The sequence below is a fragment of the Rickettsiales endosymbiont of Trichoplax sp. H2 genome (assembly GCF_009690945.1).
Classification (GTDB): domain Bacteria; phylum Pseudomonadota; class Alphaproteobacteria; order Rickettsiales; family Midichloriaceae; genus Aquirickettsia; species Aquirickettsia rohweri.
This window is the reverse complement of sequence record NZ_NPHZ01000001.1, coordinates 86,798-99,997: the sequence shown is the minus strand read 5'-3', so window position 1 is coordinate 99,997 and position 13,200 is coordinate 86,798. Positions and strand designations below refer to the sequence as shown.

Here is a 13,200-nt window from a genome sequence, read left to right as displayed (position 1 = left end):
ATGACTTTTTAACATTTCTATATACTATTTTTACAAATTATTATTTTAAACTAAATTTAAAACCTTTGAATACTTCATTTTTTTTATTATAAAGTAAATAAATATCATTTCATATATAAACTAATATATTAATTATTCATCAAAAAATTATCTTTAAAAACACTTTTAAAAACAATATTTTAGCAAATCTTGCTTTGAAATACCCTTGTTTTTATTAGAATAATAACAAATACTGCCATCCTGAAGTGCATATATTTTATTTCCATATTTTATAGCATATTCAAGATTATGGGTAACCATAATAGATGTAATTTTATGTTTTTTAATTATTACAGAAGTTAATTCCATAACTTCATCTGAAATCTTTGGATCAAGGGCAGATGTATGCTCATCAAGCAATAATAATTTAGGTGGATTAATAAATGCAAGCGCAAGAGCTAAACACTGTTTCTCACCACCAGATAAATCCCTAACTAACGTATTCTTTTTTAGAAGTAAATTCTTATTATAAGGCTTTAACGCTTTATTAAAAAAATCTGCAGATTTTGAATTATTTTTCCCTAAGTACATTAAAAAATTTTCAAATACAGTAAAACTCTCAAATAAATTTTCTTCTAACCTTTGTGTAATTGTAATAACTTTTTTAAAAAACTCTGCACTTGAATACAACCTCACTGATTTCGACTCCAATGTAATATCCCCAGATGAATAATCTATACTTCTATTAACTGCATTTAAGAAAGTACTTTTTCCAGAGCCATTATGGCCTATAATTATAATAAAATCACCTTCATCAACATCAAACGCTATATTTTTAAGTATAGTTAATTTACTATTTGGTAAATAATAATTTATATCTTTAATTTTTAATAATTTCTTTTCCATGGATTACAATTTTTATTAGACATAGTCTTTAACAATAATATAAGTATAATACCTATTAATAATTTAAGATTTATTGGATTTACTCCTATATTTAAAAAAATAGTTACAGCTGAATAATATAAAAAAACACCTAAAAAACATGCTAGAGAATCTATAACCACCGAATAATTATTATGCTTAAAAATTTTCTTAATTATTTGAATACCTATAAGCAAAGCCCCAATTGCAGTAAGTGCAATCCCAAATCCCATATTTATATCAGCAAAATCATAAATTTGACAGGTTAAGGAACCACTAACTGCAGCTAAAGCATTACTAATAGCCAAACCAATTAATCTATATTTCTCTGGATTTTTTCCAAGTTTATAAAGCAATCTATAATTATCACCATATGCCCTCAAATTTAACCCTAACTTCGTTTTAAATAAAACAAATACCAAAATAAAGCATACAATAGCAAAAATAGCTGAAAATACAAATTCATGATAGTGACTAAATAAATAGCTAAAGTAAGTATTTACCGTAATATGATCATATGTTGTTAGATTTGGAACACCCATAATCTGCAAATTAATACTATATAACATAAAAATCATTAATATCCCTGCTATAAGGCTATCTATTTTATTATGTCTTTATACTAATGCCACTATAATTCCTGATAATGCTCCTGATAAAATTGCGCCAAACATTGCAAGTAAAGGGTTTACTAATTCAGTTGTCAATTTAGCAAAAACCACTGCACCTAATACAAAACTACCTTCAACAGTTAAATCTGTCACATTTAATACCTTGTATGAGATATAAATCCCCAAAATCAATGGAAATAAAATAAAACTCTGCTGAAAAATATCTAATATAATATTCATGATTTATTCTATAATTAATAATTTTTCGTTTTGCAATTTATCTTCATTAATATGAACTGATGAAAATTTATTCTTAAATATCATAAAATCCAGCATTATATTATCATTATTTTCAGTTGCATTATCAAATGACATCAAAATTTTTGCAGCTGCAACACCTAACTCCTTTTCTTTTACCCCAATTGCTACATCAGCACCATTCTTAACGCTACCTTCATCAGAAGCAATAACTGGGATACCAATTTTTTTAGCCTCTTTAACAATAGAAGCTATGCCACTAACTACAAGATAATCTTTAAGAATTATTATTGCTTGTGATTTATTATTAATGCTCTTTAAAGAAGACAGAATATCTGAAATATTTTGTACAGAAATAACCTGCACCTCACATTTTTCATTTTTTAATTCTTCAGTCAACAATTTTGATTGCTGAAACATTCTAACATCATTACTATGAATTAATGTTAAATACTTAGGATGATGAATGACAGCATTTATTAAGCTCACAAATTTTTTCATTGGAATTTGATCTTCAACATTGATGAAATTCTGAGCTTTATATTTTTTAGAGAGTTCAGCAGCAATACTAATTATTGTTTGATCTTTCACCATCTTAATTGCAAATTGCGTTGCATTAGTCCCTATTGGCACAACTACATCATAATCACTTCTGGCAATTTGTTGAAAAATTGACTTCATCAAATTAGAGTCACCTTGAGCATTATAAATTGTTAATTTATACTTTTTATTTCTTTCGACACTCAATTCTTTTTTAAATCCAGCAACTATATCATTCATAGCTTGGTGATCCATAGGCAATATAATAGCCACTTTATAAAAATCTTCCTTAGAATAAGTTTTATTAACTACGGAAATTACTAATAATATTATTAGCAAAAAATTATTTATTATCTTTGACATAACTATTTATAAAAAAATATTAAAATATAGAGAATTTAGTGTAGGTGCTAAAAATTATGACAGGCGACTAACGCCAGTTCAAATTGGATGTTGAGATAGAAAATCTCTTATGTTTATAAAAGTAATTCATAAGTACATGGTATATAAACATATTCATAATGACAAGCAAAAAAATTACTTTTTTTATTGACAACATCCTTACGGCGTGGATAAAGTTTTATAATATTTAAAATTTTATGGGGAGTGAAATGTTTGGAAATTGTAGTACATTTAGATTAGTAGATTCATGTAGACCAACAAGGTCATGTATAACTCAACAACAAGGTAACGATATATCAGAGGAAGATGTCGTGGGAGAGTTTCAAATTCCAGGACTACCTAGTGATTTGCAAATATCACACCGCAACGATCTGACTGAAACAGCACCTGAACACTGCGAATTTTGGAATGGATTAGAAGAGCAATCGTCCCAAAGACCATTGCCAGCACCAACACCAGATCTAGAAGAGCCAACAATAACAATAGCAATTCCAGGACAAGTATCTGTGCCTGGGCAAGTATATGAGATTTAAAAAACAATAAAGCTTAAATTTATATATAGTACAAATAATATACATAACCTGAGCTAAAAATTAGAAATTTATATCAAGTCTTGTCATTAAAGAGTACGATTTTTCTCAACAGTCATCACGAGCCATATTAATGGCATGGTGATCTAAGGATACTGCATTACTTATATTTTGTTGATGCATTTCTGGATTGCCACACAAATCAAAGATTTGCTCGCAATGACAAAAAAAAAGTGGTTTGCCGCACTATGGCAATGACTATATCGACAATCAAAACTGTACTAAAACGTTCCTGTATAACAATTTTTTTATCTAATAATTCACTATAAGCAAAATTCAATTATTCAACACCTCATCTAAAAAGCGCATTATAAGCATTTTATAAGCAAATGCAAATTTTTTCCCTTTTTATCCCAAAATTTCCCAAAATAATACTATAATATCCCACTCAAATATGATATAAGTTAATTATAAAGTGTTTTCATTAAATATACTTAAATTGAAAAATGAATCGTGGAAATACTATTTTTCTTTCAACATATGAGGGAAAAATAGATGATAAAAACAGAATATCTATACCTGCAAGCTTTAGGAATATACTTGAATATAAAGCTAGTAGAGAGATTTACGCTTATAGCTCATTCTTAAATGAATGCATTGAGGTTTGCACTGTTGAAAGAATTGATAAATTACAAAACTTTTTAGAAAATATGGATTTATTTTCTGAAAAAAGAGACGCTATATCAACTGCAGTACTTGCTGATTGTGTACCATTGCAATTAGATTCAAAAGGCAGAGTATCATTACCTGAAAGATTAGTTGATTTTGCAAAATTTGGCAAAAAAGTTTTCTTTGTAGGCAAAGGATTAACATTTGAAATATGGGATAAAGACAAATTTAATACTTATTATAAAAAAGCTAGACAGATAGCAAAAGAAAATTCATTTTCACCACCTAAAACAAATACTAAAAGGTAAATAATGAAACATCAGCATCATACCCCAGTATTGTTAAATGAGGTCATAGAAGCGTTAAATCCATCAAGTGGAAAAACTTACATTGATACCACTTTTGGTGCAGGTGGTTATTCTAAAGCTATTCTAGACAAAGCATCATGTAAGGTCATAGGAATTGATTGCGATCAAATAACTATAAATTATGCAGATAAATTAAAAAACACATATCAGGATAAATTTACATTCATTAATGATAATTTCATCAATATAGACTCTGTTTTAAATAACCTCAATATTTCAAAAATTGATGGTATTGTATTTGATCTTGGTGTTTCGTCGATGCAATTAGACAATAAAGATCGTGGATTCTCCTTCAATGGAGATGCACCTTTGGATATGAGGATGGATAATAAAATATCACTTACTGCAAAAAAATTAGTTAACACATTATATCAAGAAGAACTAGCAAATTTAATATACAATTTTGGTGGAGAAAAAAAATCAAGATTAATTGCCAAAAATATCATTAATTATAGACAAAAACAAAAAATTGAATCTACTTCTCAATTGGTGCAAGCAATTGGACTAACGAAATACAATGATAAGATTCACTTTGCAACCAGAACATTCCAGGCACTTAGAATTTCAGTGAATAACGAATTAGAAAATTTAAAAAACACCCTAAAAAAATTACCTAACTTTTTAAAAAACGGAGGAATTATTTCTGTAGTAACATTCCATTCTCTTGAGGATAAAATAGTTAAAGATTTTTTTAAAACCATGAGCCTACAAAGTAATTTTGAACGAATTAATAAAAAAGTAATAATACCTAAATATGCAGAAATAAGATCTAATCCTAGGGCAAGGTCAGCCAAATTAAGAAGTTTGAGGAAAATACATGAAATCTAAAACCCCATTACTTTTTATAATCTATAGCACTTTATTAGTTATAAGTATTATTTCACTTTTTTCTATTAAATCAAAAGTAATTTCTGGAAATAAAGAATTAAATTGGCTTAACAGTCAAATATTACAAGAAACAAATAATATTCAAATATTAAATGCTGAATTAGCATATTTAACAACTCCTGAAAGAATAGACATTTTACAACAAAAATATTTGAATCTTCAAAAAATTGAACAAAAGCAAATTGAAACACTTGATGATAAATGAGTATACCTAAAATAGTACATTTTAATGAAAAATCAGACTGCAGTACTCTTAAAATAAGTCATAAAAGAGTTCAAATAGTATTTTTTTGCATGCTAACTACTCTTATTATATTAGTTCTTAGATTATTTGATTTATCTATTTTTAGCTATGTAGATTTACAAATAGATGATAAAAAAGAAGTTCTGTATAATATAAGAAAAAATATCGTTGATAGAAATGGTATTATATTAGCTTCAACATTACCCACAGCATCAGCATATATATATCCTAAACATTTTTTAAACCCTGTCAAATCATTAAATAGAATATCAGAAGTTCTGAATATCAATGTTAAAGAATTAGAAGAGCGACTTATTAATAACAAACATTTTGTCTGGCTAAAGCGTCATTTAACACCTACTGAGCAACAAAAATTACATAATTTAGGAATCCCAGGAATATATTTTATAAATGATCAAAAGAGAATTTACCCACAAAAAAATCTATTTTCACATATTGTAGGGCTAGTTGACATAGATAACAATGGTATATCAGGATTAGAATCATTTTTTGATGATCATTTAAAAAATCCATCAAATACTGAGAACATACAAACTAGTTTAGATACAAGAATACAATATATTGTTAAGCAAGAATTAAATGATGTAATTAAATTACATGATGCCATAGGGGGTACTGCAATAGTTATGGATGTAAATTCAGGAGAGATAATAAGCTCAGTAAGTTTACCAGATTTCAATCCACATAATACAAAAAACGTAAAAAATAAAAAGCTTTTTAATCAGGCTACTCTTGGAGTTTATGAAATGGGCTCAGTATTAAAATCTTTAACCCTGGCAATTGGAATTGACTCTGGAGAAATTTCTTTAAATGATTCTTTTAATGTTTCAACACCAATTAAAATTGGTAATTATAGGATAGGTGACTATAGAGGTGGGAAAGGTGGATTACTTTCTATACCAGAAATATTAATGTATTCTTCAAACATAGGAGTAGCTCATATTATACAGGAAGTTGGTATCACAAAGCAAAAAGAATATTTCAAAAAACTAGGTATGCTATCAAAAATTCATGTTGAAGTTCCAGAAAAATCAAATCCCATATTTCCATCTGATAAAAGATGGAAAGAATTGCGTTCTATTACTATGAGTTATGGACATGGAATCTCAATGACTCCTATACATTTGATTCAAACTTTTTCAGCGATTGTAAACAGCGGCATATTTAGAAAAGCCACAATAATAAAAAATCAAAATAAAGAAGACAATGGCAAACAAATATTTAAACCATCAACATCTATATTAATGAATAAAATATTACGATTATCTGCAACTAAAGGCTTTGCCAAAAGAGCAAATTCTGATCAATATTTAGTAGGAGCTAAAACAGGAACTGCAGAAAAAATTGTAAATGGAAGATATCATAAAAAATTAAATATTGCATTATGTGTTGCAGCTTTCCCAATAAATAATCCAAAATATTCCATACTTATATTAGTTGATGAGCCCAAACAGAATAAAATCAATCATGGATTTGCAACAGGTGGCATGATAGCTGCACCTGTAATATCTAAGATTACAAATAAAATTGCACCAATCCTTGGTGTAGCACCAATAAACCATAATGATCCAAATGTAATAAAGGCACTATACGTTAACTACAAACCTATGTATAAAAGATTTGCTAAACGTTAAGTTTACTTTAGCTTGAAAAAAGTACAGTACTAAAAGCTTAAAAAAACTAATTTAAATTAATATAGTTTTTATATAACTATACTATACTTTAGTTAATCATGATCAGAAGGGGTTGGCACCACATGTTTTATAGCATCAAAAGGATCTAAAGAAGGATTTTCATATAAATTAATAAGAGCACCTTGAAATTTAGAATCATAGCCACATTTTTTTTATAAAAATCATCATCTTCCATACTAGTCCTGGCCAAACCTAAACAAAAATCCCCATGTTCTGTAAAAGGATTAAGTGGTTTTTTATAAGCACAAAACTCTTCTACTTCTACTTCTACTTCCACACCTCTATTTCTAAGTATTTCCAAAACATTAAAATGACTACTACCTGCTAAAATAATAATATAATCTGAACTTTTATTACATACCTTAGTTAATTCATCAGCCATAAACTTATCTCTATTATGTATAGATTCTGAATCAGTAGGTTTATATACTTCTTCAAATTCATCTATCTCATTTTTTGGCATATCTAAATAAACAGTGCTCATTTGCAAAAATGTTACGCAAAGATAGTAAAAACCTATTAATTGTAAAATAATTTAATTATATTCTTCCTTAATTTTAGCTAAGATTTCATCTTCTACATCTATATTATTACCACTAGCCTGAGCATACTCAGAATTTCCACCACCTTTTCCATCAATAATACTAAAACAAGATTGAATAAGCTCTTTTGCATTGTACTTATTAGAAATATCTTTTGTTACACCAATAAGTAACGAGGTTTTATTATTTTTTTTATCAGTATTAACTAAAATAATTATCGATTTATTTTTAGACTTCAAATTATCATAAAGCCCTTTCAAATTCACCTTTTCGTTATCTATTTTTAATAACAAAATTCTTATATCTTCAACATTAATTTCTTCTAATCTATTAAGAAGCAATTCATTTTTATATTTTTCATTAGATTTTACTAGGTCTTTAATCTGATTTTGCAAATTAACTATATTATCTGATATCTTTTCTTCACTACATCTTAATAATCTCGATATTTCTTCACTTTTATCAGCTTTATCTCTAAAAAAGTTTAAAGCCTTAATTCCTGTTAAAGCTTCAATTCTCCTAACACCAGAAGATATAGATTCTTCAGATGCAATTGCAAAAACTCCTATATCTCCAGTATTTTTAACATGCGTACCACCGCATAATTCTATAGATTCACCCATAGATACTACCCTAACCTCTTCATCATATTTTTCACCAAATAAAGCCATAGCACCAGATTTTTTTGCATTATCTATATCCATTAAATTAGTAGAAACATTGGAATTTAACATAATGATTGAATTTACCCTTTTCTCAACATTTTTTATCTCATTCTTTGTCATCGCTTTATTATGTGCAAAATCAAAACGCAATTTATCATAACTTACTAATGATCCCTTTTGAGTAACATGTTTACCTAAAATATCCCTTAAAGCAAAATGTAAGATATGAGTTGCAGAATGATTAGCTTTAATCAAATTTCTAAGATTATAATCAACCAAAAGCTTAATTTCATCACCGACGTTTATATCATCTTTTAAACAAACATAATGACCATGAATTTTATCAGCAAATTTTTTGGTATCATAAACTTCGTTATCATTTATATACCCTCTATCACCAATTTGCCCACCAGATTCTGCATAAAAAGTAGTTTGATCAGTTACAATTATAACATCTTCACCTGTACTTGCTTTTTTCATCAACTTATTATCTTTTATAATTGCTTGCACTTTGCCAACATAACTACCATCATCTTTTCTAATAAACTCTGTACCCCCAAATTTATCATATATATCAAACCAAATAGAGGAAACATCCTTTTCTCCACTACCACTCCAAGCTGCTCTTGCTTTTCTTTTTTGCTCTTGCATAGCAGATTCAAATCCATCATAATCTAATTTTATTTTTTTTTCTTTTAAAATATCTGCTGTTAAATCTATAGGAAATCCATAAGTATCATATAATTTAAATACTTTAGAGCCATTTAAAAATTCTCCATCAGATAAAGTATCAATTTCTTCTTTTAAGTATTTCATTCCTATTCTCAAAGTTTCTCTAAACCTTTCCTCTTCTATATTTAATGTTGAAGTTATTAAATCACTTGCTTCTTCCAATTCTGAATAAGCATCATTCATCTCATTAATAAAAATTGGCGCTAATTTACTCAATAAATTACCCTTGTATCCAATATTATGAATATGCCTCATTGCTCTTCTTAATATTCTCCTTAAAACATATCCCCTACCCTCATTTGATGGTAAGACACCATCTGCAATTAAAAAGCATGAAGAACGAATATGATCTGAAATTACCTTGCTTGAAACAATTTGATTAGTATTACCTGAAATCTTTTCAACAGAATCTATAAGTTTTTGGAAAATATCAATTTCATAATTACTATTAACTCCTTGCATAACAGCAGTAATTCTTTCTAAACCCATGCCTGTATCTATTGAAGGATTTGGAAGTTGTATTTGCTCACCAGAATCTAATTTTTCATATTGCATAAAAACTAAATTCCAAATTTCTATAAATCTATCACCATCTTCATCCTTAGTACCAGGCAATCCTCCAAAATATTTATCCCCATGATCGTAAAATATTTCAGAACAAGGTCCACATGGCCCAACATTGCCCATTGACCAAAAATTATCATCAGTTTTAATTTTAATAATTTTTTCATCATTAAAATTACTAATCTTTTTCCATAAGTTATATGCTTCTTCATCATTGTGATAAATAGTTATATATAGTTTTTCCTTATTAATACCTAATTCTTTAGTTAAATATTCCCAAGCATAAAAAATTGCTTTTTCCTTAAAATAGTCTCCAAAGGAAAAATTACCTAGCATTTCAAAAAACGTATGATGCCTAGCAGTATACCCCACATTCTCTAAATCGTTATGCTTACCACCTGCACGAATACATTTTTGAGAAGTAGCAACTCTTGGGTATTTTATATTTTCTTTGCCAGTAAATTGATTTTTAAACTGAACCATCCCTGCATTAGTAAACAATAAAGTAGGATCATTGTGAGGAACAAGCGGAGATGATTTTAAAATTTTATGATCATTTAGTTGAAAAAATTTCAAAAAGGACTTTCTAATATCATTAAGCAGCATCAACTCAAAAGCAAAAAATTTATTTATAGCAATTGTATAATATAATCTAGTTTATAGGTAAACAAAAAAGCCATATCAATTATAATAAATTCAATAACGATTTAATCAATGATATCAATTTCAGTATTGCAATGTAGTTAATAAAGATTTATTCTCATACTATAAGTAGTAGAGATATAATTTTATGAAAAAATTTAAAATTCCATGTACATTTTCAGGAAAAACATCTCCAGTAACCTTTTACATAGGTGCACCTGAAAAAGATCATCATCCTATTCAATTTCAAGCCGATTGGCTTTCTAAAGAAAGAGGTGGCACTGTTCCTCCAGATATTATGAAAAGCCTAGAAGAATTAAAAGCTTTATCTGAAAAAAATGGAGTACCTTTTGAAGAATTATGCAGCTATGCTTTAGAATCTATTGAAAAAGGCCAATCTATTGAAAAAAACAAACAGCAAGCAGTTACTTCAGATCAGAAAGAGAAAAAGTAACTAACTTTATTTAAAAAGAATATTGGTATTTTACATATAGCTAAATAACTTTAATAGAAGTAAATTAACCCGAACCGCAGTTAAGAAATAAGAAATTTATAATGAATCTTATCATGATGAAGTGCAGTGTATATCTAGATTGCCACTGATGCCTATCATCATCCTCGCAATGACGTTTTTATTTTTGTCATCACGAGGTTGCATAGCAACCGTGGTGATCCATAATTGTTGTAATTCACACCAGAACTAGTCATCACGAGCCACGTTAGTGGCGTGGTGATCCAGAATTATTACCTTAATTACATTTGTTAATAACTTTCCTATCCTGGATTGCCGCGAGCATTAAAATGCTCTCGCAATGACTGTATTGCTAACAAAATTGTATTCAAGTGTTTGTATATAGCACTTCTTTTGCCTCTTACAAAGCAATTCTTATCTGCAGCTCAGGTTAAATTATAAGGAATTAGCAATATTTAACTTGAAAAAACATATAAATACTATAATTTTAACCTTTAAAATTAATCAACATTATCAATTAAATGAAAAATCTAAAGTACAGCAAGTTTGCTCTTCAAGTTATAATTTCATTTTTATTAATAATGTTAGTAACAAGGATTTGCCTTATTACTCAAAGCATATTTCTTGATCAAATAAACTTTAATATCTTTGAAATATCAAAAATACTATTGTTAGGTGAGTTAAATGATTTATCTACACTTTTTTATATCTTAACACCAATATCAATAATTTATTTACTTTTACCTACTTTTTTATTAAAAACCAAAATTAGCAATCTTATTGGCAAACTATTTATCTTCGCTTATATATATGGATTACTATTTAACTTAGTAGCAGAATACTTTTTTTGGGATGAATTTGGAGTTAGATATAATTTTATTGCAGTAGATTATTTAGTATATCGTAGAGAAGTCACAGGCAATATATATGAATCATATCCTCTTATAAAAATCTTAATTGCCATTGCTATTTGTGTATCAATAATTTATTTTTTCATTTCTTTTCTAACAAAAAGATTTAATTTTAAAAATTTTCCTAAATTCTTTATTATAAAAACATCAATATTGCTAATATTATTTCTTAGTGCCAGTTATTATTTTAATCCAAAAAACTTCACATACAGTAAATTCAGTAATAATAATTACGCAGCCAATCTCTCTTATAATGGCTTAGATAAGCTCTTTAGCGCATATAACAATAACATTCTTAGTTATAAAGATTTTTATATAAATTATAATAAAGATAAGATTTTAAAAAATTTAAGAGACAAACTATTATCAAAAAACAGCACTTATATCTCTAATGAGCTCACAAATATTACTAGGAATATAACCCCAGCTGATAAGAATAAACATAAATATAATATAGCTTTAGTCCTTGTAGAAAGCCTAAGTGCTGAATACTTGAAATATTTTGACAATAATGAGAATATTACACCATTCTTAGATAGCTTAACTTCTAAGAGTATTTTTTTCGACAATTTTTATGCTACTGGAACAAGAACTGTAAGAGGGCTTGAAGCAATAAGCTTGTCACTACCACCTTTGCCAGGAAATTCAATTGTAAGAAGACCTAACAATCAAAATTTATTCAGCATCGGCTCTGTATTTAAAAATTCTGGATATGAAAACAAATTTATTTATGGTGGATTTGGCTATTTTGATAATATGAATGCATTTTTTTCAAAAAATAATTTCAAGATTGTAGATAGAGCAAATTTCTCTAAAGAAGAAATTAATTTTTCAAACATTTGGGGTGTAAGTGATGAAGATTTATTTAATAAATTTATTAGTGAAGCCGATAAATCTTATAATTCTAAAACTCCTTTTTTCTCATTTATACTAACCACCTCAAATCATAGACCATATACATATCCAGAAAACAAAATTGATATTCCATCTGGAACAGGAAGAGCTGGAGCTGTAAAATATACAGATTTTGCAATTCAGCAATTAATAAATAACTCAAAAAACAAGCCTTGGTTTGATGATACGATTTTTGTTATAGTTGCAGATCACTATGCTGGCAGTGCTGGCAAAACTCAAATCCCTATACAAAAATATCATATACCATTATTTATCTATGCACCAAAAATTCTTAAGCCTGAAGTAATACATAACATTTCCAGTCAAATTGATATAGCACCTACTTTAATGGGAATCTTAAATATACCTTATAAAAGCAAATTTTTTGGCAAAGATATTATAAATTCTACAGCTAATAGAGCTTTTGTAAGTACATATCAAAAAGTAGGATACTTCTCTAATAATCAATTAACAATACTTGGACCAAAAGAATCATATTGGAGCTATAAAGTAGATCAAAATTTTACTCAAAAACCAAACACCATAGATCAAAATCATCTATTTGATGCAGTAACATTTTACCAATCGGCTAGCTATCTACTTAATAATCATTATTTGAAAGAATAAATTTGTTGCTTTTAATAAGATTT

General features: G+C 27.7%; 13 protein-coding genes. 7 read left to right on the top strand and 6 right to left on the bottom strand.

Annotation, left to right across the window (positions count from 1 at the left end):
• Window positions 1-165: 165 nt before the first annotated feature.
• The 4 genes from h2es_RS00540 to h2es_RS00525 all read right to left on the bottom strand — a co-directional run bounded on the left by h2es_RS00540 (window position 166) and on the right by h2es_RS00525 (window position 2,675).
• Window positions 166-885, bottom strand: coding sequence for an ATP-binding cassette domain-containing protein (locus h2es_RS00540; protein ID WP_154510441.1), 720 nt, complete (start codon window positions 883-885; stop codon window positions 166-168).
• Window positions 867-1,508, bottom strand: coding sequence for an ABC transporter permease subunit (locus h2es_RS00535; RefSeq protein ID WP_326844990.1), 642 nt, complete (start codon window positions 1,506-1,508; stop codon window positions 867-869). The genes h2es_RS00540 and h2es_RS00535 overlap by 19 nt, the downstream gene beginning before the upstream one ends.
• A 12-nt stretch (window positions 1,509-1,520) precedes the next feature.
• Window positions 1,521-1,667, bottom strand: a complete 147-nt coding sequence (locus tag h2es_RS00530; protein WP_154510437.1) for a hypothetical protein — start codon at window positions 1,665-1,667, stop codon at window positions 1,521-1,523.
• A 90-nt stretch (window positions 1,668-1,757) separates the two neighbouring features.
• A complete protein-coding gene (locus tag h2es_RS00525; RefSeq protein WP_154510435.1) occupies window positions 1,758-2,675 on the bottom strand; it encodes an ABC transporter substrate-binding protein in 918 nt (305 codons plus the stop codon).
• A 248-nt stretch (window positions 2,676-2,923) separates the two neighbouring features.
• Here h2es_RS00525 and h2es_RS00520 point away from each other — a divergent pair, with 248 nt between their 5' ends.
• The 5 genes from h2es_RS00520 to h2es_RS00500 all read left to right on the top strand — a co-directional run bounded on the left by h2es_RS00520 (window position 2,924) and on the right by h2es_RS00500 (window position 7,068).
• Window positions 2,924-3,247, top strand: a complete 324-nt coding sequence (locus h2es_RS00520) for a hypothetical protein (RefSeq protein WP_154510433.1) — start codon at window positions 2,924-2,926, stop codon at window positions 3,245-3,247.
• Window positions 3,248-3,750: 503 nt separating this feature from the next.
• Window positions 3,751-4,221, top strand: coding sequence for a division/cell wall cluster transcriptional repressor MraZ (locus tag h2es_RS00515; RefSeq protein ID WP_154510431.1), 471 nt, complete (start codon window positions 3,751-3,753; stop codon window positions 4,219-4,221).
• A gap of 3 nt (window positions 4,222-4,224) precedes the next feature.
• Entirely contained in the window at window positions 4,225-5,109 is an 885-nt protein-coding gene (gene rsmH / locus h2es_RS00510; RefSeq protein ID WP_154510429.1) for a 16S rRNA (cytosine(1402)-N(4))-methyltransferase RsmH, read from the top strand.
• Window positions 5,099-5,374: a cell division protein FtsL gene (gene ftsL / locus h2es_RS00505; protein ID WP_126044896.1), complete on the top strand. Its 276-nt coding sequence runs from the start codon at window positions 5,099-5,101 to the stop codon at window positions 5,372-5,374. The genes rsmH and ftsL overlap by 11 nt, the downstream gene beginning before the upstream one ends.
• 89 nt (window positions 5,375-5,463) lie before the next feature.
• On the top strand, window positions 5,464-7,068 hold the full coding sequence (locus tag h2es_RS00500) for a peptidoglycan D,D-transpeptidase FtsI family protein (RefSeq protein ID WP_195909937.1): 1,605 nt from the start codon (window positions 5,464-5,466) through the stop codon (window positions 7,066-7,068).
• 145 nt (window positions 7,069-7,213) lie between these two features.
• Here the strand turns inward: h2es_RS00500 and h2es_RS00495 are convergent, their stop codons facing one another.
• Entirely contained in the window at window positions 7,214-7,612 is a 399-nt protein-coding gene (locus tag h2es_RS00495; RefSeq protein ID WP_195909936.1) for a hypothetical protein, read from the bottom strand.
• Window positions 7,613-7,663: 51 nt separating this feature from the next.
• A complete protein-coding gene (gene alaS, locus h2es_RS00490; RefSeq protein ID WP_230204220.1) occupies window positions 7,664-10,237 on the bottom strand; it encodes an alanine--tRNA ligase in 2,574 nt (857 codons plus the stop codon).
• A 184-nt stretch (window positions 10,238-10,421) separates the two neighbouring features.
• On the opposite strand from alaS, the gene h2es_RS00485 reads away from it, so the two are divergent.
• Window positions 10,422-10,727, top strand: coding sequence for a DUF2610 domain-containing protein (locus h2es_RS00485; protein ID WP_154510421.1), 306 nt, complete (start codon window positions 10,422-10,424; stop codon window positions 10,725-10,727).
• Window positions 10,728-11,326: 599 nt separating this feature from the next.
• The gene (locus tag h2es_RS00480; protein WP_195909935.1) at window positions 11,327-13,177 is read left to right on the top strand and encodes an LTA synthase family protein; all 1,851 of its coding nucleotides are present in this window, start codon (window positions 11,327-11,329) and stop codon (window positions 13,175-13,177) included.
• The last annotated feature ends 23 nt before the right edge of the window (window positions 13,178-13,200 follow it).